The organism is Pseudanabaena sp. BC1403 (assembly GCF_002914585.1).
Taxonomy (GTDB): Bacteria; Cyanobacteriota; Cyanobacteriia; order Pseudanabaenales; family Pseudanabaenaceae; genus Pseudanabaena.
Genome location: NZ_PDDM01000014.1, coordinates 18,388 through 43,164, shown reverse-complemented (window position 1 = coordinate 43,164; position 24,777 = coordinate 18,388). Strand labels below are relative to the sequence as shown.

General features: G+C 40.9%; 27 protein-coding genes. 9 read left to right on the top strand and 18 right to left on the bottom strand.

Annotated features, from left to right (window positions below; all coding sequences use genetic code 11):
• Nucleotides 1-18 precede the first annotated feature (18 nt).
• Nucleotides 19-2,667 carry a glucosidase gene (locus CQ839_RS13795; protein WP_103668862.1) on the top strand — a complete coding sequence of 883 codons (2,649 nt, stop codon included), beginning with the start codon at nucleotides 19-21 and terminating at the stop codon, nucleotides 2,665-2,667.
• Between the two features lie 160 nt (nucleotides 2,668-2,827).
• Here the strand turns inward: CQ839_RS13795 and CQ839_RS13790 are convergent, their stop codons facing one another.
• The 3 genes from CQ839_RS13790 to CQ839_RS13780 are packed head-to-tail and all read right to left on the bottom strand — an operon-like array spanning nucleotide 2,828 to nucleotide 6,599.
• Nucleotides 2,828-3,832, bottom strand: coding sequence for a ComEC/Rec2 family competence protein (locus CQ839_RS13790; protein WP_103668861.1), 1,005 nt, complete (start codon nucleotides 3,830-3,832; stop codon nucleotides 2,828-2,830).
• Complete coding sequence (locus CQ839_RS13785) at nucleotides 3,832-4,539, bottom strand: hypothetical protein (RefSeq protein ID WP_103668860.1); 708 nt, start codon at nucleotides 4,537-4,539, stop codon at nucleotides 3,832-3,834. The genes CQ839_RS13790 and CQ839_RS13785 overlap by 1 nt, the downstream gene beginning before the upstream one ends.
• Entirely contained in the window at nucleotides 4,536-6,599 is a 2,064-nt protein-coding gene (locus CQ839_RS13780) for an ATP-binding protein (protein ID WP_103668859.1), read from the bottom strand. The genes CQ839_RS13785 and CQ839_RS13780 overlap by 4 nt, the downstream gene beginning before the upstream one ends.
• A 454-nt stretch (nucleotides 6,600-7,053) precedes the next feature.
• On the opposite strand from CQ839_RS13780, the gene CQ839_RS13775 reads away from it, so the two are divergent.
• Nucleotides 7,054-7,338, top strand: coding sequence for a type II toxin-antitoxin system RelE/ParE family toxin (locus CQ839_RS13775; RefSeq protein ID WP_103668858.1), 285 nt, complete (start codon nucleotides 7,054-7,056; stop codon nucleotides 7,336-7,338).
• Between the two features lie 14 nt (nucleotides 7,339-7,352).
• Nucleotides 7,353-7,664 carry a HigA family addiction module antitoxin gene (locus CQ839_RS13770; RefSeq protein WP_103668857.1) on the top strand — a complete coding sequence of 104 codons (312 nt, stop codon included), beginning with the start codon at nucleotides 7,353-7,355 and terminating at the stop codon, nucleotides 7,662-7,664.
• A 97-nt stretch (nucleotides 7,665-7,761) separates the two neighbouring features.
• Here the strand turns inward: CQ839_RS13770 and CQ839_RS13765 are convergent, their stop codons facing one another.
• The 11 genes from CQ839_RS13765 to CQ839_RS13715 form a co-directional block, all read right to left on the bottom strand.
• Nucleotides 7,762-7,971, bottom strand: a complete 210-nt coding sequence (locus CQ839_RS13765) for a type II toxin-antitoxin system HicA family toxin (protein ID WP_103668856.1) — start codon at nucleotides 7,969-7,971, stop codon at nucleotides 7,762-7,764.
• 9 nt (nucleotides 7,972-7,980) lie between these two features.
• A complete protein-coding gene (locus CQ839_RS13760; protein WP_103668855.1) occupies nucleotides 7,981-8,193 on the bottom strand; it encodes a type II toxin-antitoxin system HicB family antitoxin in 213 nt (70 codons plus the stop codon).
• A 119-nt stretch (nucleotides 8,194-8,312) separates the two neighbouring features.
• Nucleotides 8,313-8,471, bottom strand: coding sequence for a hypothetical protein (locus CQ839_RS25495; RefSeq protein ID WP_258040738.1), 159 nt, complete (start codon nucleotides 8,469-8,471; stop codon nucleotides 8,313-8,315).
• Nucleotides 8,471-8,683 (bottom strand): hypothetical protein, encoded by a 213-nt coding sequence (locus CQ839_RS13750; RefSeq protein ID WP_103668854.1) that lies wholly within the window; start codon nucleotides 8,681-8,683, stop codon nucleotides 8,471-8,473. The genes CQ839_RS25495 and CQ839_RS13750 overlap by 1 nt, the downstream gene beginning before the upstream one ends.
• A 137-nt stretch (nucleotides 8,684-8,820) precedes the next feature.
• Nucleotides 8,821-10,347 carry an iron uptake porin gene (locus CQ839_RS13745; RefSeq protein WP_103668853.1) on the bottom strand — a complete coding sequence of 509 codons (1,527 nt, stop codon included), beginning with the start codon at nucleotides 10,345-10,347 and terminating at the stop codon, nucleotides 8,821-8,823.
• 128 nt (nucleotides 10,348-10,475) lie between these two features.
• On the bottom strand, nucleotides 10,476-11,048 hold the full coding sequence (locus tag CQ839_RS13740) for a cytochrome b (RefSeq protein WP_103668852.1): 573 nt from the start codon (nucleotides 11,046-11,048) through the stop codon (nucleotides 10,476-10,478).
• Nucleotides 11,036-11,611, bottom strand: coding sequence for a flavodoxin family protein (locus CQ839_RS13735; protein ID WP_103668851.1), 576 nt, complete (start codon nucleotides 11,609-11,611; stop codon nucleotides 11,036-11,038). The genes CQ839_RS13740 and CQ839_RS13735 overlap by 13 nt, the downstream gene beginning before the upstream one ends.
• Before the next feature lie 39 nt (nucleotides 11,612-11,650).
• Nucleotides 11,651-12,844, bottom strand: coding sequence for an MFS transporter (locus CQ839_RS13730; RefSeq protein ID WP_103668850.1), 1,194 nt, complete (start codon nucleotides 12,842-12,844; stop codon nucleotides 11,651-11,653).
• A 34-nt stretch (nucleotides 12,845-12,878) separates the two neighbouring features.
• Nucleotides 12,879-13,334: a DMT family transporter gene (locus tag CQ839_RS13725; protein ID WP_103668961.1), complete on the bottom strand. Its 456-nt coding sequence runs from the start codon at nucleotides 13,332-13,334 to the stop codon at nucleotides 12,879-12,881.
• Nucleotides 13,335-13,454: 120 nt separating this feature from the next.
• Nucleotides 13,455-13,649 carry a hypothetical protein gene (locus CQ839_RS25150; RefSeq protein WP_181016198.1) on the bottom strand — a complete coding sequence of 65 codons (195 nt, stop codon included), beginning with the start codon at nucleotides 13,647-13,649 and terminating at the stop codon, nucleotides 13,455-13,457.
• A 12-nt stretch (nucleotides 13,650-13,661) separates the two neighbouring features.
• The gene (locus CQ839_RS13715) at nucleotides 13,662-13,931 is read right to left on the bottom strand and encodes a CDGSH iron-sulfur domain-containing protein (RefSeq protein WP_103668849.1); all 270 of its coding nucleotides are present in this window, start codon (nucleotides 13,929-13,931) and stop codon (nucleotides 13,662-13,664) included.
• A 514-nt stretch (nucleotides 13,932-14,445) separates the two neighbouring features.
• On the opposite strand from CQ839_RS13715, the gene CQ839_RS13710 reads away from it, so the two are divergent.
• The 3 genes from CQ839_RS13710 to CQ839_RS13700 all read left to right on the top strand — a co-directional run bounded on the left by CQ839_RS13710 (nucleotide 14,446) and on the right by CQ839_RS13700 (nucleotide 17,876).
• Nucleotides 14,446-16,794, top strand: coding sequence for a GAF domain-containing sensor histidine kinase (locus CQ839_RS13710; RefSeq protein ID WP_103668848.1), 2,349 nt, complete (start codon nucleotides 14,446-14,448; stop codon nucleotides 16,792-16,794).
• Complete coding sequence (locus CQ839_RS13705) at nucleotides 16,791-17,417, top strand: response regulator transcription factor (protein WP_103668847.1); 627 nt, start codon at nucleotides 16,791-16,793, stop codon at nucleotides 17,415-17,417. The genes CQ839_RS13710 and CQ839_RS13705 overlap by 4 nt, the downstream gene beginning before the upstream one ends.
• A 225-nt stretch (nucleotides 17,418-17,642) precedes the next feature.
• Nucleotides 17,643-17,876 (top strand): hypothetical protein, encoded by a 234-nt coding sequence (locus tag CQ839_RS13700; RefSeq protein WP_103668960.1) that lies wholly within the window; start codon nucleotides 17,643-17,645, stop codon nucleotides 17,874-17,876.
• Nucleotides 17,877-17,888: 12 nt separating this feature from the next.
• Here the strand turns inward: CQ839_RS13700 and CQ839_RS13695 are convergent, their stop codons facing one another.
• The 4 genes from CQ839_RS13695 to CQ839_RS13680 form a co-directional block, all read right to left on the bottom strand.
• Nucleotides 17,889-19,307 (bottom strand): sensor histidine kinase, encoded by a 1,419-nt coding sequence (locus CQ839_RS13695; protein ID WP_103668846.1) that lies wholly within the window; start codon nucleotides 19,305-19,307, stop codon nucleotides 17,889-17,891.
• 62 nt (nucleotides 19,308-19,369) lie between these two features.
• The gene (locus CQ839_RS13690; RefSeq protein WP_103668845.1) at nucleotides 19,370-21,022 is read right to left on the bottom strand and encodes an FAD-dependent oxidoreductase; all 1,653 of its coding nucleotides are present in this window, start codon (nucleotides 21,020-21,022) and stop codon (nucleotides 19,370-19,372) included.
• 208 nt (nucleotides 21,023-21,230) lie between these two features.
• Entirely contained in the window at nucleotides 21,231-21,578 is a 348-nt protein-coding gene (locus CQ839_RS13685) for a type II toxin-antitoxin system RelE/ParE family toxin (protein WP_103668844.1), read from the bottom strand.
• Nucleotides 21,568-21,795, bottom strand: coding sequence for a hypothetical protein (locus tag CQ839_RS13680; RefSeq protein WP_103668843.1), 228 nt, complete (start codon nucleotides 21,793-21,795; stop codon nucleotides 21,568-21,570). The genes CQ839_RS13685 and CQ839_RS13680 overlap by 11 nt, the downstream gene beginning before the upstream one ends.
• Before the next feature lie 316 nt (nucleotides 21,796-22,111).
• Here CQ839_RS13680 and CQ839_RS13675 point away from each other — a divergent pair, with 316 nt between their 5' ends.
• Genes CQ839_RS13675 through CQ839_RS13665 form a run of 3 tightly spaced genes read left to right on the top strand, consistent with a single transcriptional unit; the run spans nucleotide 22,112 to nucleotide 24,682 of the window.
• Nucleotides 22,112-22,426 carry a hypothetical protein gene (locus tag CQ839_RS13675; protein ID WP_103668842.1) on the top strand — a complete coding sequence of 105 codons (315 nt, stop codon included), beginning with the start codon at nucleotides 22,112-22,114 and terminating at the stop codon, nucleotides 22,424-22,426.
• 11 nt (nucleotides 22,427-22,437) lie between these two features.
• On the top strand, nucleotides 22,438-23,199 hold the full coding sequence (locus CQ839_RS13670; RefSeq protein ID WP_103668841.1) for an ATP-binding protein: 762 nt from the start codon (nucleotides 22,438-22,440) through the stop codon (nucleotides 23,197-23,199).
• Nucleotides 23,186-24,682, top strand: a complete 1,497-nt coding sequence (locus CQ839_RS13665) for a tetratricopeptide repeat protein (protein ID WP_181016197.1) — start codon at nucleotides 23,186-23,188, stop codon at nucleotides 24,680-24,682. Before CQ839_RS13670 ends, CQ839_RS13665 begins: the two co-directional genes overlap by 14 nt.
• Nucleotides 24,683-24,777: the final 95 nt, after the last annotated feature.

Below are 24,777 nucleotides of genomic sequence, written 5' to 3'. Positions count from 1 at the left end.
TATTAAGAAGCAAAAATCATGACCGAAGAAGAGTTAAGACTAGCAGCCAATCGCGATCGCCAAGCCCATTGGCGCAAGTGGGGATCGTATTTGAGCGATCGCCAATGGGGAACGGTGCGCGAAGACTACAGCAAAGATGGTGAAGCTTGGAATTATTTTCCCCATGACCATGCGCGATCGCGAGCCTATCGATGGGGTGAAGATGGCATTTTAGGCATATCGGATAATCATCAGAGGTTATGCTTTGCGATCGCGCTCTGGAATGGTGAAGATTCCATTATCAAAGAACGGCTGTTTGGGTTGACTGGTCAAGAGGGTAATCATGGCGAGGATGTTAAGGAATATTATTTCTATCTCGATAACACGCCTACCCATTCCTACATGAAGGCGCTTTATAAATATCCCCACCAAGCCTTTCCCTATGCCAAGCTAATCCAAGAAAATCGCAATCGCGATCGCTATCAACCCGAATACGAACTGATGGATACGGGGATATTCGATGGCGATCGCTATTTTGATGTATCGGTCGAGTATGCCAAGGCATCACCGACGGATATTTTAATTCAAATTAAAGTGACTAACCGAGGAAGTCAATCTCAACGTTTGCACCTATTGCCCAGCCTGTGGTTTCGGAATACTTGGGCTTGGGGCGATGGTAGCGATAAACCTCAGCTTAAGGAAATCAATGCTGATGGAAATATGCGGATCGTTGATGCTCAACATTCAACCTTAGGTAATTATCGGCTTTACTGTGATGCTTCTGACCAGAATAGTCCATCAATTCTGTTTACAGAAAATGAAACCAATTACGAGCGATTATTTAAAGTCAAAAATACTTCTCCCTATGTTAAAGATGGGATTAATAATTACTTAGTTAGCGATCGCCATGGTGCGATTAATCCCGAACAAGTGGGCACAAAAGCGGCGGTGCATTACGATCTAGAAATTGGCGCTCACGAAACTAAAGTCATTTATCTACGTTTAACTGACTCTCAGCAATCCCAGCCATTTGGCAATGATTTCGAGCAAATCTTCCAAAAGCGGCAGCAGGAAGCAGATGAGTTTTACCATCGCATCACTCCTTTTGAGATTTCTGAAGACGAGCGAAACGTCCAGAGACAAGCCTTTGCAGGAATGTTGTGGAGTAAGCAGTTTTATTATTACATCGTCGAAGAATGGGTAGATGGCGATCCTAAATATCCATCGCCACGCCCAAATATTCGCAATCATGAATGGAAGCATCTGTTTAGTGATGAGATTATCTCCATGCCCGACAAGTGGGAATATCCTTGGTTTGCGGCTTGGGATTTAGCTTTTCATGCAATTCCCCTTGCAGTCATCGATCCTGCCTTTGCTAAGCTCCAGCTAGATCGGCTGACGCGCGAATGGTTTATGCATCCTAACGGTCAACTTCCTGCCTATGAATGGGCATTCAGTGATGTCAATCCACCCGTTCATGCTTGGGCAACCTTGCGAGTTTATCAAATTGAACGGAAGATGTACGGCTATGGCGACGAGCAATTTCTAGAGCGCGTATTCCAGAAGTTGCTCCTCAATTTTACTTGGTGGGTAAATCGCAAGGATGCTGAAGGGAATAATGTCTTTCAAGGTGGATTTTTAGGACTGGACAATATTGGCGTATTCGATCGCAGCAAAGAGTTACCTACAGGCGGCTTTATCAATCAAGCGGATGGCACTAGCTGGATGGGCATGTATTGCTTGAATATGTTAGCGATCGCCCTAGAACTCGCCAAAACCAACTCTACCTATGAAGATATTGCGAGTAAATTCTTCGAGCATTTCCTATACATTGCCGATGCCATGAATGGGATTGGTAACACTAATGTGGAACTATGGAATGAGGAAGATGGCTTTTACTACGATGCGCTCAATCTGCCCGATGGTCGTCATTTCTCGCTCAAAGTACGTTCTGTAGTGGGATTAATTCCTCTTTTTGCGATCGCTACTTTAGAGCCAGATATCCTAGAAAAATTACCCAACTTTAAGCGGCGAATGGATTGGTTTATTCACAATCGTCCTAACCTCAAGGAAAATGTTGCCTGTATGGAAACTAAGGGTATGGGTGCAAGGAGATTATTAGCGATCGCCTATAAAGACAAGCTCAGAAAAATCCTAGCGAAAATGCTCGATGAGAGTGAATTTTTAAGCCCCTATGGTATTCGCTCTATTTCCAGATATCACAAAGACCATCCCTATATCTTGAAAGTAAATGGGCATGAGTACTCTGTGGATTATCAACCTGCGGAGTCTAATATCAGTCTATTTGGTGGTAACTCTAACTGGCGCGGGCCCATTTGGTTCCCAATTAATTATCTAATTATCGAATCCTTACAAAAGTTTCACTATTACTTAGGTGATGATTTTAAAGTCGAGTTTCCCACTGGTTCGGGTCAGGAAATTAATCTCTGGCAGGTGGCAAGTGAGCTATCCAAGCGTTTAACAGGAATTTTCTTAGAAAAGGCTTCAGGCGATCGTCCTGTGTATGGCAACATCAAAAGGTTCCAAAACGATCCTCATTGGCATGATTTGATTCTTTTTCATGAGTATTTTCATGGAGATAATGGTGCTGGGATTGGTGCTAGCCATCAAACGGGTTGGACAGGATTAGTTGCTAAGTTAATCTTGCAATGTGGAGAGTATCAGTAGTGATAGCAGCGATCGCTATTACCGTGAGTCGTAATTTTTAGGCGATCGCTTTTAACAACTGTTTTTACTTTGCCAGTTTTGCTTTGTTGTTGAGTGAAATAAAAATCAATGTTAGCCGACTATATAAAAATCAATGTTAGCCGACTATCTAAAGTGGGCTTTAACTAGATTTTGTTAAAGATATAAATCTCTGACAAAGAGCGTTTGGATGCTGAGCCACAAAATCTTTATGTGCATCACGCAGAGGTGTATAGGCTTTTGGATCTTTGCTAAGCTCAATCAAAATCGTTCCCCCACAACACTTATTATCTATGAACCCTTTGGATGGAAAACTACCGAGATGACTTGGAGCCATGCTAGGAAGACTCGTAGCGCATTTCTCAGATAATTGGGTACACATAATATGAGCGTTTGGAACAGAGTGCAAAACGCCTTGCATGATTTCATCTTTTGGGTTTTTATGAAGACTTCTATCAATAGAAAAAATGACTAACTGAGGCTTTACAAGATCAGATAAACTTTGAGCAAACGCCTGACTATTAGCACCTGTCCCAGGTCTACCACCGTGATGTGGAAAAACCAAAACTTCAGCTTGTAGATCAGTGCTTTCACCAATTAGATTGTTTAAACCAGTTTGATCTAGATCGCCAGCTAAAATGGCTACTCTTCGCTCGTTGTAGACAAAAGATACGACTGCTGACAAAGTATTGGCACTCAATCGTTTACCCTCAAGATCTTGCCCACCTATACCTGATAGTGCCAGTATAGGAGAAGGCGCAAGTATTTCGATCTTTACTTCGCCAACATTTAGCCTACCAGTCGTTGCTGGCGTGAGCTGCACTTCTAGGTTCACACCATGATGTTTCAGTGCATCTTCTAATGCTGAACATACATCTTTCCAGATATCAGTGTCTCTTAGCCAGTCAGAATTGAGGTGTATATTATTAACTTTTACATTTAATAGTAATTGCGGAAGACCAGCAATATGATCCTGATCTGCATGAGAAATCAAAACATGAGAAATCTCAGTGATAGCGAATTTTTCTAATGCTTCCATCAATATATTTCCTGGGGGACAATCAATCAGAATGACACCATTCGTATCTCTCAGTAACGCACAATTACCATGTCCGACATCAAAAATAATTAGTTCAGGAAGACTCATTAGTTTGCCTCTGGGCTAGGTGCTATTTCAAAGTTAGTAAAATACAAATCTTCAGGATTTTTAGCCCCGCTATTGACATTAGCAATGAGGCGATTTCCTATCACAGGTTCAAACTCTAAAATCCACTCGCGAATTAAAGATGATGGTAAGCGTACAGCTTTATTAGGATTCCAACTAGGAATAATAACATCTACGACATCTTCGCGAGATTCTTTGCTAATATCAACAATTCTTACGATATTTCTATATGATTTTCTATTGGTTGAGAAAGTCCCATTTAGCTCTAACAAGCAAAATTTAATCCCTTCTTTTATTGTTGATGCAGATACATTATCTTTGTTAAGAAGTACAGGTATTTTATGTCTACACTTTCTAATAGATACATCATTATCCATATCATAGAATTGTGTATCTAGTAAGGCTGGTATTTTTCGATCATATAAAGTAGCAACTAGATCTGAGCCATAAAAATCAGAAATACCAGATTTACTTAGGCGATGATCACATAGAACTGCATAAGTATCTTCAGGAATTCGAGAGATTAACTCATCGATCTTTTGGAAGGAAACATCAACAATCGAAAAAGGTTCGTATCCTGCCTCTTCAATTTCCCATTCAACTGTTCTGGCAAAATCTTTCTCATCATCAATTACAACAATTTTATTGTTGCCTTTCTCCTTTATGTCTGCATAATTTTCAGTTGTCATATACGCTCCACTAATGGCAATATAATTAAAAACTCGGCTCCTCCAAACTCACCATTAGGAATAGCCGTAATTTGACCTCCTAAGTCAGTTACAGAGTCTTTCGTGATAGTTAAGCCTAAACCCGTACCTCCAGGGGTAGTAGATCGTCCTGGCAGCCAAATTTCGTCTAACTCAAGCCCTATAATACCAGAACCATTATCTAAAAAACGCAGTTCGAGATGAGATGACTGTAATTTTGTGCTGATCATAATTTGACGTTGCAGGCTACGAGAAGTGTTGAAATTAAATGAATTAAGTGAGTTAGTTACAAGATTTACTAAGATTGCTTCTAAAAGAGCAATATTGCCGCGTACTAAGGGTACATCATCAGAGAAAGATTTGTTGACAGCAACTTTGGATTCTTCTAAGAAAGGATTAAACAAAGTGATTACACCGTCAATTACTTCATGAACATCGACAGTGGTAGATTTACGCTTGGCACGTTTCAGCAAATGTAAAGGGAATTTCGCAAAACTTCTTAGCGATTTAGCGGATCTTTGAAGAATTTCTACAGCTTCGCCTATAGACTTAGCATACTTTTCTGCCAATAGTTTTTGTCCTTGTTTGGCAATTCTATTGGTAGACCTCTCAATTAAAGTTACTGGCTTGTCTGATTCATGAGCAAATAATGCTGCTGTTGTACCTGCTGTTGCTAAACTACGATAAAGTAGAATATCTTCTTGTAGAGATTTAGTTTCGCTTTCCTTTATTTTTTCGTAGTTTTGGATCACCCTAAGTATCTGTGTACGTGACACAGAGGGGATTTCTAGTGCAGCAATCGTCTTTTCTACTTCAACTTTCGCTTCTTCTACATTTTGACCGATATCTCTTTTTACGTGCTCTCTTTTTTTCTCAGATTCTTTCAATCGAAAATTTCTTACCCAATCTAGAGCATCAACTGCAAATTTTCTTAGCTCTGAAAAAGCTTCATTCTCAACCAAGCCAAGACGATCAGTTTTTTGAACAAGGGAGTCAAAGGGATCGGTAGTCGTTACTCTTCCAATAGTTGTGCCCGTTGATGGGCGAGATTCATGATCTCTAGTTCTTAGTAAATTAATCTCTAACCAGTCGTTCCCAAAATCACCATATGGCTTGACTCGTATCCCTCGGTGATATAGATGCACACCACCGAAAACTTCGAGCCAATTTTTAATCTCTGTAGTAGTTCCTATTCGTTCTCTACGAGTAAATGATTGTTGTTGTAATATAAAGAACCAAATTTCAAGCTTTGCGGGTACAGTTTGGTAACGATTTTCTGCTCTTGATAGAGTTTTATGATCGGCTTCAGCAATAGTTTCACCTTTCCAATCTATTAACCTTGCGTTAGCTTCGCCTTCATCATTCAAATAGGCTTCAAGTTTATACTCAGCATCATCAAAATAAGCATTCTGAACTAACCTTTCTAACTCGGTAAAATCTGAGCTAATTAGTTTGGGTCGAAATCCAGTTTCACTGTTGAATGGATCAGCTAATAGTAGCAACTCTCTCGCTAATCTTTGTACTTCACGCTTGCCAATCCTAAAACTTAAGTTTTCAATAATAGTATCAGTACCCTGTGAATAATGCGTTTCACTTTTTTCGCAACTTAGACTAACATCCTCTACTACCTTTGCGTTAGAAAAGCTATCCCAATCTATATGTAAAGAATACTCATATCCAATTTCAGCAGCAGGTCTTGTTTTAAGGATAACATGAGAACCTTGCCGTAACGCAGCTAACCGCCCCAATCCTTTATCCCCTACAGGGAGCCTCCCTAGATTTGTAGGGTTACGAGCAGCTTTTTTTGAACGACCAATGACCAACCATCCATCAGTAATGGAATTCAAATCCATTCCAACTCCATTGTCTGAAACAATAATCGTTCCACCAACTGTATCTGTATTAATTAATTGGACTGTGCACTCTGTCGCATCAGCATCATATGAATTTTTTACTAATTCCATAATGCCTTGGTCAGGATTTGGAAGTAGCTCTTCCCCCAATCTGCTTAGAATGTCTGGAGAGAATTTGAAATTCGCCATAAACTACTCGCACTGGTTGGATTGATGAGAAATACTCACGATAGGGTTAGTTACATATTACTCTAATCAATTACGATTTAGTACTTTCGAGTCTAACAGGCAAGTTACTCCAAGTACAAATTCTCTGTACTTGGAGTAACTTGCCTGTTAGATAGATGTATGGAGAAAGTTCAAAAAACAAACAGATTTAACATAATTGTGGTCGGATTATCGAATCAAACAAGTAATTATCGCAGATTTTACCTTTATTCAAGTAAGATCGACACTATATCGATATGATGATGATCGTTAATATTGCCAGTTGTGAGTTCTAAGTGATCGCATTAACAATCTATCTGCTAAAGGCGATCGCTATTACCGTGAGTCGTGATTTCTGGGCGATCGCCGATCAACTGTATGTTTTGCGAAATTGTGATGCAAATGTTATGCTTGACGTAACACATAACGCTTGCCTATGCCTCAAAAATACAAAGACAAACGCACAGCCAAATTTGCTGCTGGCGATCGTATCAAAGAATTTCAAGGCTTTGAAAGGCAAGCATACAAACGTCTAGAAATCCTAGAAGCCGCACCTAACAAAGAATCCTTGATGGCTTTGCCAAGTAATCGTTTTGAGGCACTAAGCGGAGATCGAAAAGGGCAGTACAGCATTCGCATAAATGACAAATGGCGTATTTGTTTTGAGTGGACAGAAACAGAAAATCGCCCATTCAATATCGAAATTGTCGATTATCACTAAAGGAAAAAACAACTATGGCAAGACCTGCAATTCACGCTGGCGAAATCTTAGCTGACGAACTAGAAGAACTTGGAATTAGTGCATCAGAACTTGCGCGATCGCTCCATATACCCACAAATCGGATTACGCAAATTCTCAAAGGGCAAAGAGGTATCACGGCTGACACTGCATTACGTCTAGGACGATGGTTTGGTACTGGTGCAGAACTTTGGCTTAATTTACAAAAAGCTTATGAGTTACGACTAGCCGAGGAGTTGGCGGGAGAAGAAATTCAAAAAACGATTCAACCTCGTTCATCAAACAATCAGCAGTTAGTTCAAGTTTAGATAGATAAATTTGGAGTATTGGGAATGCGATCGCTGTTTGATTTTTCTTGAAGTAGCGATCGCTATTACTGTGAGTCGTGATTTCTAAGCGATCGCACTACAAATTATCGATAAAATCTTCTACTGTAATTCGTGCTTGTTTGAGTACCCCACTCAATGTGCCTATCTTCAATTCTCGATGCAAAGGCACGACACAACCGATCTCGCCTTCTTGGGTTTCTTTTTTCATGACAACATGACTACCAGTTTGACGAACTTGCTCAAATCCTAATCGCTCCAACGCACGAATTGCTTCTTTGGCTGAGATTCGTGGCTTTTAGGCATAGCTAACCTCAATACTGGTCACAAATCTAGGTGACGTTTTGGGAAGAGGAAATTCCTCTAAGTACAGCCGAGTCGCTTCTTTTAATCCCGCGATCGCCTGCTCAATTGTTTCTCCTTGATCGACTGTGCCAATCTCTGGACATTCGGCAATGTACATATCATCTTCTTTGTAGATAATGGCTGTAAAGCTGTTACTTTTAGTCATGATTTACTCTTGCTCTTTAGAAAAATAATATCATCTTCACCATAAACCGATCGCCTAATTCTCTATTTCAACAGCAAAAAGAGATCGCACCAATATCCATCCCCTAAAGCCGATCGCTATTACTGTGAGCCGTAATTTTTTGGCGATCGGTAATTGCCCATACATGAAAGTAGGCTCATAACTCCAATTTTTAGTAATTCCACCACATGAGACCAGCTTAATTGGTGCGACACTGTCGCACTTTTTGGATAGGTTAGGTAAAACTGACGACAACGGATCAGGTTACTACGACTAAATCCCTTGCCATTAGGTCAGGATGAAAACTTTGGATGACGAGGAGCGCCGTAAATTCAGCTTCACCCAACTGAGCAGTTAAACCATCTAGAGCTTGTCCCGCAGTTTTACCAACCCACTGCTTATCTCCAGCGATCGCCCGATAGGATTTTTCGCCGCTAGCACTTGATATTGGCAAGATTGATACTGTAGTCATCTCTTTAACCTGAAGATCTCTTACTGAATCACATTATAGCGTTGATAGATATCGCGATCGTCCCAATTATATAGATGAAGCAAATCAATGGCTCCGCAGTACCATCAAGGCGTTAGCGAGGAAGATTTAGGTAAGTCTCAAAAAGAGAACACCGTGCGTAAAGCTCCAACCCAAATTGTGCCGTTCTCGTTGCGGTTGCCAGCATTAGTAATCACTTGAAACAGAGGCGTAATTCTGATAAATTTGTTGATTGGAATATTATAAAAAGCCTCAAAGTTAGTCTGCGAGGCATTCCCAATCTCTCTCACGATGAGCGGTTGACCAACCGCTAGCCCAGTAATCGAACCTTGAGCAAAGAGATCCTTAAATGAAAAGCCAGCCATCCAGTAATTAGGGCTAATATTCCCAAACTCTGTATTGTTGTAGTTGCTGAGTCCATAGCGTCCAAATACACCTATGCGATCGCTAATTCCCCAATCAAAATTCACTCCAAAAGCATTAAAATTACTGCCAATTACCCTGCCTCCAGCATATTGCAAGCGCAGAGCAAAGTTTTTGTCGGGGAAATATTCTAACTCCACAACACCTTGATAGGGATCACCAAATAAGCCCTGTTCACCACCACGATTAGGGAAAATTAACACGGGTAACTCCGCCGACTCACTGGATCGCAAAGTGTTAACGATCGCTGAGCCAGTTGGTCGATTAGCATTTGTGGCTACATATAAGGCACGTATTTGAATAGGAAGTTGCTTTGGAGTCCACTCAGCAACAACGCCAGCCCCCGCAGGTCTGGGTAAGAGAATAAAATTATTAATAAAAGCCTGAGTTGAGAAGTCATTAAAACTGACATTTGCATAGCGATTTTTATCAATAAAATCACCAGCCACCATGAAAGGGGCGATCGTTAAACGGACTTCCTCAGCGATAGTAAACGAATAATAAAGACGTGCTAGGCTAACCTGATTGTCACGACCTTGAATAGAATAATCAAGAGCGCTAGCAAAGTTGGGTTCTAAAAAACCTGATGTACTATCACTTGCGCCTGCACTACCAGCCAGCAGGCGGATCTTGAGCAAATCCTTACCAACAAAACTAGTATTGAGGTCGATAGAGAAGCGATTTAAAAAAGTAACGTTGGGTTGATTGCGGGTGATTACCGCACCAGTTGGCGAGAGAATGCGATCGCCGCCAAAGCTGCCACTAGAAATTGCAAATATTGCCTGCCCTGTTAGTTTTGTTGTGGGTGAGAATTTCTGCGCTTCTAATTGACTTGTACGCAGGTCTAGGGTATCTATTCTGGTGGTGAGTACTTTCAGTTCGTTCGCAAATTCGCTCTGTAGTCGTTGTAGTACGTTCAAATCTTCTTGACTAACTTTATCTTGAAGTCCGCTACTCAGCATTTGATCCAGCTTGTTGATGCATGATTGGATACCAGCAGCAAATTCATAGCGGGTGAGGAAACTATCTCCACGATAAGATGAATTTGAAGAGATGCATTGATAACGTTCTATTAGAGATTGCAACGCTTGAAAAGCCCAATCTGTAGAATTCACATCTGAGAGTTGACTTACGCTTGGAACCTCAGCAAATCCTCCCAAGCTACCTACAAATAAACTTGTAAATGAAAGTAGGGAAATTAGTAGATGGTTTAATCTTGTCATGGATATTAATTAACTCAGTAGAATTGCGATTAAGCTTTCTCATACAGCGCTTTGCACTCAAACGAGCCACAATATAAATTTTGAAAGCATTGCAAATCAGGGCTTTCAAAATTTATATTGATTTGGTGTTATGACCCAATACGCTTTGCTTGTATAAAGCCTACAAATCTCCGCCAATTAGCTTTAGCTACTTTCCATTGACTAATTAAATGCAGTCCAATAACTGCCAAAAAAGTATAAGACAGCCAAAAATGTAGCGATCGCCCAATTTCAACTAGATCTTTATTTGGAGGAAAAATATCTGGTAAACCTAAACCAAACAGACTGACATTATTGGCCCGAAAAGAATTAGAAAAGAAAAAGCCACTTATCGGTACTCCTACCATAAAACCATAAATAAAAGTATGCAGCACAAAGTTTTTAATCCATTGGCTTGATAGCTTTGGTAGCCGACTCGCATATTTTTTCAACAGCACCTGAATTAAAATCGCAACCCGCCATACTAAAAGGATAATGGTTAATATAGCGATCGATTTATGGAAATCATAAAGCATTCCTCGAAAATCACTTCTTGGCAGTCGAGACATGAAGCTACCGCCCATGAATAGAATCAAATAGAGTCCTGCCATCCACCAATGTACCGACATTAAGCGTTGAAACGCTGAATTAAATCTAGGCTTTTTAGTAGTTAGTTTTTCCATCTTTTTGTTGCCTCAGCAATGCGCTGACCATATAATTCTACCGACAAGCGATCGCCAGCATCAAGCTCTACGGCTTTAGTACCAGATAAGTCGGGGACAGCCTGTCCCATCACTCCCATATAAGAACCTAGACGATTCACTCCATTCTGATTCATCTCACCAGCGCCAACCCAAATCATCGAATGCTGGGCTGCATTGATCGCCAAATAAAGTAGAGTTCCCTGCTTATCTCCACTAGGAGAACCTGAATGGGTAAAACCACCTGCTAATTTATCCTTCCATAGCTGTTGGAACCAAATTCCACTAGCAGCATCGACAAACGCCTTAAACTGTGCAGCTACACCTCCCATATAAGTCGGCGAACCGAAAACGATCGCATCATATTGATTGAGGGATTCCAAAACTTTTTCATTACACCAGCGTCCGTTATGAATTTCCTCACCAGTAATTCTAAAAAGTTGAACTTTAGTATCTGCGACCTTATTCGCTCCTTCAGCAAAAGCCTCAGCCATCAAATGAGTGTGTCCTGCACCAGAAAAATAAACAATAGCGATAGATGACATAACTTTATTTCCTCAATAAATTTGTAATCAGGGCAATTTTTAGTCTTTCCAATTCCACAGCAAAAACATAAAGGCGATCGCTAATATCACCATTGCAATTCCCGCAGCACCATAGGTTGCATTCAAGCCGATCGCGAGACTCAAAGGCTGACTCACGAGAGGTGATACGAACTGACCTAAAAACATAGAAGTTGTTAAACCGCCTAAAATCTTGCCGCGCATATTCACAGGAGTAGCGGAAGTAAGACAGAAGGTCATATTTGGCATCACCAAACCCAGTCCAATGCCTACGGTTCCTAAACCTACAACAACGATTGTAAAACTACTACCTAGGCTAATCAAACCGAAGCCCAGAGCCATAGTGCTAAAAGCAATGCCGTAGATACTAAAAAAGGTTGTTTTAGCTTTAATTCGTTGATATTGAAAAGATGATATAGCAGAACCGAGAGTGCAAATTGCGATCGCAATTCCACTTTGGGAAGCAGAGGATTGGAATAAATTCTTGAGATAGAAAGGGATCTGTACTGGAATCGTATAAAAAGCCATCTGACCTAGCATTGCGGCTGAAAATGTTAGCCCAACAATGAGATATGGCAAGCGACTAGACTTTTCGGAATTACTAGAATGATCAGAAGATTGGGTTGAATCTTGGCGTGGTGGCTCTGACAAAAAAGACCAGACCGCAGGCAATACCAACAGTGCCGCGAAGTAGATTAGAAAAGGATTACGCCATCCGATATCAGCTAACCATCCTCCCAAAGAGACAAATACTACACCGCCTAAAGAACTAAAGGCTGCCTGTAAGCCCAGAAACTTTCCTCTAGCTGCTCCGCTATAGTAGTCAGCAATTAAAGCCGTAGTAGAAATAGAAATCCCTGCTACACTAACGCCTAACAATGCTCGACCAATAATAATTGTATCTAAGGAGTTTAGCCATAATCCAGAGCTGCCCGCTAAGCCATAGATAATTAGGGATAGAAATAATAAAGGTTTTCGTCCTATCCGATCTACTAAAACTCCCAGTATTGGAGCGCTAATAGCTATAAAGAGTGCAGGTAAAGTCAGTACTAATCTGACCCAATAAGCTGAGTTCGGGACTGACTCAAAATGTTTCAACATTGCTGGTAAAGAAGGCGCGATCGTGGCACTTGCCATAATCGTCAACATACTAGCAACCAGCAAAGTTATACGAGTAGGTAGAGAATTAAATTTGGTGGCGATCGCAATTTTCATGAGTTTTAATTAATCAATTCTTTGAGGCTGCCCATTATCTTTTATCGTAAGCAACAAGGGAAACTCCGAAAATCACTAATAGAACTCCTGCTATCCTAATCGGACTTAATGAGTATTTAGTAAGTCCTAGTGCTCCATAATGGTCAAGAAAAAGTGCGGCAAGCATCTGTCCTGCGATCGTCAAACCTAGAGCAAGAGCTGCTCCAATCTTTGGCGTTGCAAAAATAGTTGACCAAACATACAGAGTCCCTAAACCTCCACCGATCCACATCCACCAAGAAGTTTGGGAAAGAGAAGGCAAAGTAGGGAGTGGATATTGTGCAAATACGCAAACTCCGAGAGAAGCTAAAGTACCAACGAGGTAGGAGATAAATGTGACTTGCATCGGTTCGCCCACATAACGTCGGAGTAAAGTATTAATAGCAACTTGAACGGGGAGAATTGCGCCGCCAATTAGTGCTGCTAAAAAATAGATAGTTCGATTATCCATAAAATCTTTAGTCACTTTTTACTGTAGAAACAGTTCGTGAATTGTTCCTACGAGTCTTAATGAATACGTAATTCCTTACTTAACCAATTTTGGGAAAAACTTCTTGGAAGAGTAATTGGATTAATTGAGAACCCGCCTCAGTACTCCAATCCTGAGCAAGTTCAGCAATAAAAGCCATAGATACTTATCTACAATGCGAGAAATCTCAGTGTAGAGATCTGCGGTTCTAGCGTCCTTCAGATCGGTGCTTTGATCGATTGCTTCGCGTATGGTTTTGTTATGGGGTGCTAAGCGATCGGCGATAGCAATAGACATTTATGATTATGGCTAATTGGCAACAGCATCTGTCAGCTTTAAATGAGCACCGTCACACTTTGGAGCGTTAGCAGTATATTTGCAGAGGCATAGCGGCATTTTTGTAGATTCCGAAAGTTCAAAACTTACAGGAGTGAAACTTGTTCCTTTATGTGCGCCATTGCAGAAAGGCTGATTTGCTGACAATCCACAGCTACACCAGAAATATTTCCCTGCTTCTAGGGTCATTACCACTGGTTTCTTGTCAACAATTTTGGGTTCAATTGAATTATTTTCTGACATAGTTGCTCTCGATGCCTTGGGTAAATGTCAACAGCAGTAAAAGAAATATTTATATGCTTTTGTTTCTTCACTGTTATAAATACCCTATCAGGGGGAAGAATTATTAGTCCCTGTCTTAAGGGTTTGAATTTTTTAACCAAATAACTGATTTGGAACTGTACTTAAGTACAGAGTTTTTTATTTGTATTAAGAAAAGATGGGAAATGTAATAAAATTAACTATGGAAATTTAAAGTTAAAGATATGCTAGCCCAGCTTATACAACTTTAAATTTATAATGAGAAGTAATTAAGAAACTATTTAAGAATTACTTCTTACGTTCAAAATCCCTAAGAGATCCCCCCCAGCCCCCCTTAAAAAGGGGGAAGAATTTAAATTCTCCCCCCTTTTTAAGGGGGGCTGGGGGGGATCTAGACAATTCTTAAATGGTTTCTAAGAATTAGTTAACTTTATAAATCTATCTATCTAATTAATATTTTTAAGTAATTTTAAGTAATATTTCCTAAGCAAAGCAGATGCCACAGAACTTCTTACATCTGAATGAAGATCATAAGGAGACGCTGAGCGATCGCCTACTAAAAGCATCTGCTAATGCAACTAGCGTATTACTGACGATCACACCACTTGATGATGCTGTTAATACTGCTATAAAGATAATCGGAGAGGCACTAGAGACTGATCGCGTTAGCGTAATTGAGAATTTTGATTGTCCAGAACAGCCATTACCTTGCTGGAAAATGTTATATGAGTGGAATTCTCTTGGCACTGTCTCACAAATTTCTCATCCAGAAGTCTCTCAAGGAACCTATGAAGGTATTGAGTCATGGTATGAAAACATTAACCAAGGTCAAAGCGTAACTTATTTGACTAAGGACATGCCAGAACCATTTCGGAGTGGGCAAGAGAAACTTGGAGTGAAAGCGTTACATGTTGTTCCGATTTTTGTAGAAAACAAATGTTGGGGAGTAGTTGGTTTTGATGACTGTCGTGAAGTAAAACATCGAGGTCAATCTGAATTATCAGTCTTAAAAATTGCGGCAAATTCTATTGGTTGTGCAATTCAGCGCGATCGCACCCAGCAAGCTCTACTCCGATCTCAACAAGAACGTGCTACCGAATTAGAAAAAGCGAATAAGGCTCTACGCAGTGCGATCGCAGGGATGGCAAGACTTGATAATCTAGAGCATTTCTTAGCTGAGATGTTAAAAGCAAGTCTAGAAATATCAGGAGCGCACACAGGCGCAGTGGCTCTAGTTGAAGGAGAATTCATTCGTCATGCCGTCTTATTCGACCAAGATGGCTGGATAGATCCGCAGATCCAAATGTCTAGAGGACTGACAATTTCTCCATTCACGCCAGAATTGAAAGATCTAGCCGAACAACTTCTGAAATCACCGTTGGGATGGGTCGTCCCTCCTCATGATCCAAGAATAATGCCTGAATATCGAGAGTTTCATCGCGAACACAATAACAAGGCGATTCGGCTTGTGCCAATGCAGATTAGCGATCGCCTGATCGGTTGGTTAGGGCTTGGCTTTGCGGACGAAAATCCTTCTATCGGTAAGAACTTTGGGCTATTAAAAGTCCTTGCTGAACAGATGACGATGGCGGTGGAAATGTTAAGGCTATCGAATGAAGCCCAACAAACAGCGATCGCCCATGAACAAGAGCAGGCTGCTGCGGCAAGAGTAGTGCAATTAGTCAAAGCTAATGCAGTCTTGAAACAAACTCTAGATGTGTTAGCAACGGAACCCGAAATCGAAAGTTCTTTAGGACATGTGCTAAAGGTATCCTCTGAACAACTAGATTCTCCTTCTTCCGCGCTCTGGCTATATAACTCTTCTACTGAAAAGTTTTATCCGCATCTTGTTTATATGGATAATCAGATTATTCCTGTAACTGCCGAAAATATCGACATCCTCGCAGGGAAATGGCTTCGTGGCAGAAACATGGATAAGGATTTGTTTCTTAAAAAGCATATCCGCGAACGTAGTCCAGCTATTTATCAAGTAGATGATGCTTCAGTAGTACCAACTCCTCTGCGTAAAAGCTTAGAAAATATGGGGGTAAAAACTCTATTAGGTATCCCTCTTTTATTAGGAACAGAAATTATCGGAAGCTTTACCCTTCGCTTTACCAAAAAACGTCAATTTCAAGCTGAAGAATTAGAACTGACACAAGCTCTAGCAAATCAAGCAACCCTAGCAATCCAGCTAATACGCATGGCAGAAGAGGCAAAGCAGGCTGCCATCTATGAGGAACGCAATCGACTTGCTGGCGAAATTCACGACACCTTAGCGCAGGCTTTTACAGGCATTTCTCTCCAACTTGGGGTCGCAAAATGGCTACTGCAAGAAGGTTCATTAGCAATCGAACCAATCCTCGATCGCATCAATGACATTGCTCAAACGGGACTTGCCGAAGCACGGCGCTCTGTCTGGGAAATATATCCTACAGCCCAAGAATACGCCAACTTAGCCGAAAAATTCTCTCAATCGGTCGAGAAGTTAACTCGCGATTGTCCTATTCAAGTTGACCTACAGATTTTAGGAAGTGAATATCAAGTCTCGGCAATGATTGGGTACAACCTCCTCAAACTTGCTCAAGAAGCAATTACTAATGCTTTAAAACATGCCAAGGCAACGAAGCTTGCGATCGTTCTCACCTATCAAAATGCACTGGTTTCACTTAGGATTACTGATAATGGCTGCGGCTTTCAGCCCAATTTAGATAATGGGGGATTTGGGCTTTTGAGTATATCTGAACGGAGCGATCGCATTGGAGGGCAATTATTGATTAACAGTATTTTGGGTAAAGGGACAGAAATTTTAGTAGAGATTCCATTAGAGGAACAAAAATCATGACTGATCAAACAATCCGTATTATGGTAGCGGACGACCACCCAATTGTAAGGAGCGGATTGGTATTAATGATCGATTACACTCCTAATATGGAAACCGTAGCTGAAGCAAATAACGGACTAGAGGCAGTTGCCCTATTTCGCCAATATCGTCCTGATGTCACCTTGATGGATTTGCGAATGCCAGAGATGAGTGGAGCCGATGCGATCGCTGCTATTCATCAAGAATTTACGGAGGCAAAAATTATTGTGCTCACGACTTACGATGGCGACGAAGATATCTATAAAGGGTTAAAGGCAGGAGCCAAGGGCTATATATTTAAAAACGCTCCAGTCGATGAAATTATTAGAGCGATCAAAACTGTTTATGAAGGCAAAAAATATATTCCTCCTGAAGTTGGCGAAAAGCTCTCGGAAAGGCTCAATCGCCCTCAATTATCTAATCGAGAATTGGATGTCTTAAAATTGGTTGCCCAAGGTAAAACGAATCAACAAATTGCCACTGAATTATATATTTCTGAGAGTACGGTTAAGTACCACATAAATGGTGTTTTAAGCAAACTAGGCGTAAGCGATCGCACTCAAGCAACATTAGTTGCGATCAAGCGCGGAATTGTCAGTTCTTGAGCCAGATCATAATCTCTTATTCCTTAAAATGTACCATCTCCTTTAATTGGCATCGATCCTAGTTTTGCTCATCTCTATGCCAAAATATTGAGTGTCGCTTTTTTTAAAACCTATCTTTCTAATCAACCTGATTTTCGGAGGAGCAGTTAAGACCAGCCTTGGGTATCAAGCCATAGATTCTACCCCATACAATTTTTTGCAAGCACATCAATGAAGGAGATAATAATGGATTCAGCTTATTTTGAAGATGTTTTAGCGCTTAGAGATCAATGGTTAGAAGAACAAATTCGGCAGTTGAGCATTGACATACTTGTGATTGGTACTTATACCTGTACAGTATGTGGAGAGGTAGTAGGTGAGTATATTATTGACCATTCAGGAGAGAAATTTAGACTTTCTAAATCTGAAACCTATTCATTCCTTAAATATATTCTTGCGACTAGATCCCCCTCTAAGTAAAACAAGCTTTGATTAGACATCTTGTATGGGCAAAAAAACTATAAAGCAGGTTTTACCAGCGACAGACTCGATCGCAAGACTGCCGTGATGTCTATTTTCGATAATGCGTCTGACCACATCTAGCCCTAATCCCGAACCTTTTCCCATAGGCTTAGTAGTAAAGAAAGGCTCAAGGATACGATTTTTCACTTCTGGATCGATACCATGTCCATTATCGATAATTTCTACTACTAAACATTTTTCTCTGTGACAAGTACGAATCGTAATCGTTGCAGGCGATCCGTCAAAAGAGCCTGTGTTTTCTAGTTCGTAAATCGCATTGTCGATTAAATTTGTCCATACCTGATTTAGCTCGCTTCCAAAAGCCAAAATCTGCGGCAAATTCCGATCGTAGTCACGTTTAATCGTAATACCATGCTTGAGTTTGAACGAAAATAATCGTAGCGTGTCTTCAATGCCTTCGTGAATATCAACTTTTTGCTGTGCGCCTCGATCCATATAGGAATAAGACTTCATCGACTGTACTAATGTTGATATTCTCTCTGCACCATTCAGACCATTGCCAATCATTGCCATCACATCAAAGGATAGAGCCAACCATCGCAATCCCATGTCTCTTAATTCGGTAGAATCATTCCGCCAACGTTCCATCATTGAGGATAATATCTCTGGCTCCACACCACCTAGAGCCAAAGGTTCTACTAATTTCCAAGCTTCTTGCACTCCATAATCTTCTAACCATTCCAGTAATCGATCTTCGCGATCGCTTAATGCTAAAGAATTAATTGACGGATGCGTGATCGCCTCAAAGCCTAAGTCCCGAATTTTTAGCCATTCGGCTGTATGCGCGTCATCAACTTGGCGCTGACCATAGATCAGATTCATGCGTTGCAGTTCTAGCATGGCTGGTTGTAAATCCTTTAAAGACCTAACTAGAGCCGCCGCAGGATTATTGAGTTCGTGCGCGAGTCCTGCGGAGAGAGTTCCGAGAGCTGCCATTTTTTCACGGGTTTGAATGAAAGATTCTAGACCACGCAAACGCTTCTGGACGATCCGAAACATTAGCTTCTCAAACTCACGGCAGGAATGTAGCACATCGATAAAATCTTCGCCAGAGAGTCGATAGAGGTGGACTTCGTTGACAGCCTCTAAGGTCACAGGCACATTGTCGTCAGAGAGGACTTGGATTTCACCAAAGAAGGATAATCCATCATGCCGACCGATGGGCATGTCAACGCCTTGGCTCATGCGGCTGATGTTAGTAATTCCATTCACTTGAATGTAAAATCCATCGGGGCGATCGCCCTCTCGAAAGAGGATATCTCCTGCCTTCAGGTGCATCGGCTGGACGCGATCGCAGATCCATTTAATTCTCTCGATGGGCAAAGTCTGAAAGAGTTCCAGTTGTAATAGAGTATCAGCGCAGAGCATGGCAATCTCCTAGACTATAAACAAAGCAAAAGAATTACGAAGCAATCCTTTTGCTTTGAGGGTTAAACATTGGCAAGATGTTGATGCACAAATTGCACGCAAATCGATCCTTCACCTACGCCTGAGGCAACACGCTTAACTGAGCCGTGACGAACATCTCCTACTGCAAAGATCCCAGAGACATTTGTTTCTAACAAAAAGCGATCGCGCTGCAATTGCCAAGGCGTAGGTTTCTCGATATCTAAACCAGTCTTTACAAAACCGCGATCGTCTTGTTGAATCAAATCGCCAAGCCATTCCGTGCTGGGAGTTGCACCAATGAAAATAAATAGCGAACTTGCCGCTAGAGTTTTTACCTCACCTGTTTGCGAATCCTTTACCACTATCTCTTCTAGTTTGTCGCTGCCTTTCACTTCTACAACGCTGTGGAAAGGCAAAACTTCGATATTAGGAGTTCCCGCAATCTGGTCGATCAAATACTGGGACATACTCTTAGTGAGAGACTCGCCTCGCACTAACATGCGAACCTTGCTGGCATATTTCGAGAAATACATCGCCGCTTGACCTGCGGAGTTAGCTCCACCAACGATATAAACCTCCTCATTTTGACAAGCCGCTGCTTCAGTTTGAGCCGCACCATAGTAGACTCCTGAACCAGTGAACTGGTCAATTCCCTTTACATCTAGCCTGCGCCAAGCTACGCCCATCGCTAAAATTAGGGCGTGACAACTAATCTCCGAACCATTAGATAATGTAATGATGCGATAGTTATTCTCAATGCGGATGCCTGTTGCTTCTAGGGGTGTTAGGATTTCTACACCAAAACGCTTGGCTTGGGTGACTCCGCGTCGAGCGAGGTCGCTACCACTCAATCCCACAGGAAATCCTAGATAGTTCTCAATGCGCGAGCTGGTTCCTGCCTGTCCTCCAGGGGCTTCCTTCTCAATCATCACGGTGCGTAATCCTTCAGAAGCTCCATAAACTGCGGCGGCTAGTCCTGCGGGGCCACCACCAATAATGGCGAGATCGTAAAATGGCTTTTCGGCTTGAGTTTGGAGTCCTACTTTTCCCGCGATATCAGTAATGCTTGGCTTAACTAATTTTGTGCCGTCAGGCAAAATTACCAAAGGCAAGCAGGGATTACCCTTCTCTCCAGCATATTGTAAAAATTTCTGAGCTTCAGGATTAGTTTCGATATCGAGCCAACGATAGGGGATTTGGTTGCGGGCAAGGAAATCGCGAATATTGTGGGATTGCGGAGACCAGCGATCGCTAATTACTTTTACGCCTTGAAATTCTGGTTTAAAGTTGGCTTGCCAATCGTTGAGCAAGTCATCAAGGGCTGGATAAAGCTTTTCCTGTGGCGGATCCCAAGGCTTTAATAGGTAGTAGTCTAGTCTAGCGGTATTAATTGCAGCGATCGCAGCATTTGTATCGGCATAGGCTGTCAGTAGCACCCGTTTTGCTTCGGGAAAGATGTCACTCGCCTGTTCTAAAAATTCTACGCCGCTCATTTGTGGCATCCGTTGATCCACTAGGAACAGGGCGATCGCTTCGTTGCGAAGTTTGAGTTGCTGGGTGGTGTCAAGTGCTGATGCTCCTGAGTCTGCCCTCACAATCCGAAAGCGATCGCCATATTGCTGTCGTAAGTCTCTAGCCACCGCTTGCAATACTGCGGGGTCATCATCAACGGTAAGTATTACAGGCTTGAGCATGGGACATCTTTGGGGAATGATGGGTCTCAACTAGATTTTATATTACAAATTAGCTAAGTTTTCTGTTATGTGGCGATCGCTATTTCTTGAATTATCCCTAAGTTTAATAAAATCCTGTACTTAAGTTTGGGTTTGTTGTTGTGAGTTGGGAAGACGGCGATCGCTATTATTGTGAGTCGTGATTTCTAGGCGATCACATCAACGATACCTATTCCTCCACAAATTCTTTAATAATTTTTTCGATCACATTATTCTCTATATCTGACGTGTCGGACTTAGAATAAATCGTCACCAAAACCACACTGGTTTCAGTTTTCACATAATAAATAACCCGATAACCTGCGCTTTTTCCCTTTTGAATATTGCTGTTTTTGAGACGAACCTTAAATACTTGATTATTCAAACCAGAAATTTGATCGCCTAAAACTTCTCCTGATTTAAGCTGCTCAACTAGAGGTTCTAGATCTTTACGAATTGAACGATAACGTTTAGCTAATTGACTAAGATCTTTTTTGAAACGGGAAGTCAGAAAAATTTCGATGGAATTACTCGACATCAATCCCCTCCCACATCTGAGATAGAGGAATAGTTTGCCCCCTCATCGCTTCTTGGAGACCTTGTTTAATACCCTCGATAACAATCTCATCAGGGGTATCATCAAGATTCTCACGGGTTTTTTCGACTAAATATTGTAAAACTTCTTGCTTCTCATTAAGTGAAAGTTGATCGATCAAAGTGAAAACCTGATCTTTTGTAATTTGCAAAGTTAGCATAAGTGTCGATTTCCTTAAGTGTTAGTCATAAATTTAGCAAAATATTATTTTCTATTGTCTAAATTATAACGGCACATCAATCCCCCACTCCTCACACCCCCTCGAATCAAGCGATCACATCAAAAATCAATCTCCTCAAGGCGATCGCAATTACTGTGAGTCATGATTGTGGTTAAGCGAGCGCAATCTCAATCAACAACAAATATTCTCAAATGATTTGATGTATTTTAGAAAGAAATCACTTTAATTATATCTTTACAATATGATAATCTTAGGAAACTCAATGATAATTTCTTCGCAAAAGTGATGTGTAAATATGAATACAACTGTCATGATCGCAGGGATTGTTGCATTAGTTTTGATTGCGATTGTTTGGCTTCTCCGCGATCGCATAACGTCTCTTTCGGTGAATGCGAAAAAACGGACAATGCAGGTTAAAGCCAAGCCAAATGAGCCAATACAGGATGACCCACCAGTAAACGTCGTGTTTAAGGGCAATAAGCTACGGGGTGAGGGTGAATACCGTATGCGTGGTACTGAGTTTTCGGAAAACGATGTTGATGGTAAGCAGAAAGTGGAATTGGGTTATGATGATCCACTTAAGGACTCAAGCGACAAAAATAACTCGTAAATGCTGGAGCAATGGCAAAACTGCGTAAATTAGCGAACCGTACAAGGGAACTCGAAATATTTCTACAAATGGCACAGGGCAATCATGATTGCCGCATTATGCTTATAGAAGGAGAGTCAGGCATGGGGAAATCATCGCTTCTCAGCCGATTTCAGCAACAATGTCCAGACACAGTGAAATATGTGCCGTTTGATTGCAAAGGCTTAGATAGTATTGCAGCGTTTTTGTCGGAAGTTGTAAATGATTTGGGACGGGCGCAATTTCCTACTTTTGTAAAACAACTTAGAGCTTTTATACAAGGAAGTGTTGATTTTTCTGAAAATGATATTGAAGCACAAACAATTTCCATAGCAATTCATGGGACTAGTATCGATCCGCAAGCGCAGGAACATCGTTTACGGCAGTTACATGATGCTTTTTTTAATGATTTAGAGAGATTTGAGCATCAAATGGTAATTACACTCGATACTTACCAAATGGCAAATAAGTCATTACAGGATTGGATTGAAGGCACATGGTTAAGAACTGTTGTACGACGTTTAAAAAAGGTGACAACTGTGATTGCTGGGCAGGCAACTCCAAATCCAAGCAATTCGGTTTGGGGGCATGAATGTGAATATTTTAAACTGACTTCGATTAATGAGCTAGAGGCGTGGTGTGAGTTTTGTGATCTACCCGATTATGCGATTAAACCAATCTTAATTGGGCTTAAAGGTCATCCTAAAAATGTTCATGAAGTGTTATTAACAGTGATAAACAGTGGTCAGTATTGAAGAGATACTAAAACGAGTTCAGCAAGCCGAGACAGAGACAGAACGGCAGTGGATCTTGCTGGAATTACAAATGAGTCAGATGCCTGATGATTTGGTTTCTACGCTCTGGGCGGCGGCAATTCCACATTTTTTTGATGCTAATATTTTGGCGGCGTTAAGACCAGAGTTAGCAGAACAAGCGGATAAATTGTATGAAAAGTTAAAGACGTTAACCTTTGTTGAGGAATTTCCTAAACAGGGATATAACATCCATGAATTAACGCGAAATGTATTATTAAATCAACTCTGGCAGCAGGATAAAGATGAATTTTTGAGGTTATCCCAACGAGCGGCGGATTACTTCTTTTCTGAAAAAATGTCGTCAGAAGAAGATGTGGAATTTTGTTATCATGAGATCCTTAATGAAGGTGAGGCTCAGACTGGAAGACTATTGGATAGAGGCTTTGATTGGTGGACTTATAATCAAATTGAGCGTTTACAAGCCGCTGTTCAAGGTTTTCGAGAACATGAAATTGCTGATAGGTTAGATGCTTTTGGAAAAGGTTTTCCCCTCCATTTACAGGGACTTGTCAAACTCCGTTCTGGCCATTATGCAGAAGCCGAGTCATTCTTTCGTCGAGCAGAAACCTTTTACAAAGAAATAAACCTGAAAAACCTGCGCTATATTACTACCTTGTTACGAGATATTGGTAATAGCAAGCAAGAACAGGGTGATTATGACAGTTCGATTTATTTTTATAAAAATGCTCTATCAATAAGTGAAGAGCAATTAGGAAAAAATCATCCTGATACTGCTACTAGTCTGAATAATTTAGCAGAACTTTATAGAAGTAAAGGACGATATGATGAGGCAGAATCTCTCAATCTTCGCGCACTGAAAATCTATGAAGAGCAATTAGGAAAAAATCATCCTGATACTGCCAATAGCCTGAATAATTTAGCGGGACTTTATAAAAATAAAGGACGATATGATGAGGCAGAATCCCACTATCTTCGCTCACTGAAAATCCGTGAAGAGCAATTAGGAGAAAATCATCCTGATATTGCCAATAGCCTGAATAATTTAGCGAGACTTTATCAAGATAAAGGACGATATGATGAGGCTGAATCCCTCTTTCTTCGCTCACTGAAAATCTGTGAAGAGCAATTAGGAGAAAATCATCCTGATACTGCCAATAGCCTGAATAATTTAGCAGAACTTTATAAAAGTCAAAAACGGAATTCAGAAACAATTGCATTGTTAGAAAGATGGAAAGCCATTAAACGCGAACGGCAAGAGACTCAAAATAAATCATATGCTGATCGTATTTGGACATTAGGAAAACTTTATGAGAAATGTCAACAATTTCCTCAAGCAGTCGCAGCCTATAAAGAAACATTATTTCTCTTTAAGCATTTATTAGATCCTAAACATCCACAAATACTCGTTTTAAAAGCTGAATTAGCTCGTTTGAAAAAGAATATGAAAAAAGTAAAAAAGTAGATCGCCTCAACAATTATCTTCTCAAGTTTGTAAGGCGCGATCGCTATTACTGTGAGTCATGATTTCTAGGCGATCGCCTAATTATCAATCTGCTA

Bases quoted from the DNA above. Each gene is read 5' to 3' on its own strand.
- CQ839_RS13795 (WP_103668862.1), top strand. From the start codon at position 19: ATGACCGAAGAAGAGTTAAGACTAGCAGCCAATCGCGATCGCCAAGCC.
- CQ839_RS13790 (WP_103668861.1), bottom strand. From the start codon at position 3,832: ATGAGTCTTCCTGAACTAATTATTTTTGATGTCGGACATGGTAATTGT.
- CQ839_RS13785 (WP_103668860.1), bottom strand. From the start codon at position 4,539: ATGACAACTGAAAATTATGCAGACATAAAGGAGAAAGGCAACAATAAA.
- CQ839_RS13780 (WP_103668859.1), bottom strand. From the start codon at position 6,599: ATGGCGAATTTCAAATTCTCTCCAGACATTCTAAGCAGATTGGGGGAA.
- CQ839_RS13775 (WP_103668858.1), top strand. From the start codon at position 7,054: ATGCCTCAAAAATACAAAGACAAACGCACAGCCAAATTTGCTGCTGGC.
- CQ839_RS13770 (WP_103668857.1), top strand. From the start codon at position 7,353: ATGGCAAGACCTGCAATTCACGCTGGCGAAATCTTAGCTGACGAACTA.
- CQ839_RS13760 (WP_103668855.1), bottom strand. From the start codon at position 8,193: ATGACTAAAAGTAACAGCTTTACAGCCATTATCTACAAAGAAGATGAT.
- CQ839_RS13750 (WP_103668854.1), bottom strand. From the start codon at position 8,683: ATGACTACAGTATCAATCTTGCCAATATCAAGTGCTAGCGGCGAAAAA.
- CQ839_RS13745 (WP_103668853.1), bottom strand. From the start codon at position 10,347: ATGACAAGATTAAACCATCTACTAATTTCCCTACTTTCATTTACAAGT.
- CQ839_RS13740 (WP_103668852.1), bottom strand. From the start codon at position 11,048: ATGGAAAAACTAACTACTAAAAAGCCTAGATTTAATTCAGCGTTTCAA.
- CQ839_RS13735 (WP_103668851.1), bottom strand. From the start codon at position 11,611: ATGTCATCTATCGCTATTGTTTATTTTTCTGGTGCAGGACACACTCAT.
- CQ839_RS13730 (WP_103668850.1), bottom strand. From the start codon at position 12,844: ATGAAAATTGCGATCGCCACCAAATTTAATTCTCTACCTACTCGTATA.
- CQ839_RS13725 (WP_103668961.1), bottom strand. From the start codon at position 13,334: ATGGATAATCGAACTATCTATTTTTTAGCAGCACTAATTGGCGGCGCA.
- CQ839_RS25150 (WP_181016198.1), bottom strand. From the start codon at position 13,649: ATGTCTATTGCTATCGCCGATCGCTTAGCACCCCATAACAAAACCATA.
- CQ839_RS13715 (WP_103668849.1), bottom strand. From the start codon at position 13,931: ATGTCAGAAAATAATTCAATTGAACCCAAAATTGTTGACAAGAAACCA.
- CQ839_RS13710 (WP_103668848.1), top strand. From the start codon at position 14,446: ATGCCACAGAACTTCTTACATCTGAATGAAGATCATAAGGAGACGCTG.
- CQ839_RS13705 (WP_103668847.1), top strand. From the start codon at position 16,791: ATGACTGATCAAACAATCCGTATTATGGTAGCGGACGACCACCCAATT.
- CQ839_RS13700 (WP_103668960.1), top strand. From the start codon at position 17,643: ATGGATTCAGCTTATTTTGAAGATGTTTTAGCGCTTAGAGATCAATGG.
- CQ839_RS13695 (WP_103668846.1), bottom strand. From the start codon at position 19,307: ATGCTCTGCGCTGATACTCTATTACAACTGGAACTCTTTCAGACTTTG.
- CQ839_RS13690 (WP_103668845.1), bottom strand. From the start codon at position 21,022: ATGCTCAAGCCTGTAATACTTACCGTTGATGATGACCCCGCAGTATTG.
- CQ839_RS13685 (WP_103668844.1), bottom strand. From the start codon at position 21,578: ATGTCGAGTAATTCCATCGAAATTTTTCTGACTTCCCGTTTCAAAAAA.
- CQ839_RS13680 (WP_103668843.1), bottom strand. From the start codon at position 21,795: ATGCTAACTTTGCAAATTACAAAAGATCAGGTTTTCACTTTGATCGAT.
- CQ839_RS13675 (WP_103668842.1), top strand. From the start codon at position 22,112: ATGAATACAACTGTCATGATCGCAGGGATTGTTGCATTAGTTTTGATT.
- CQ839_RS13670 (WP_103668841.1), top strand. From the start codon at position 22,438: ATGGCAAAACTGCGTAAATTAGCGAACCGTACAAGGGAACTCGAAATA.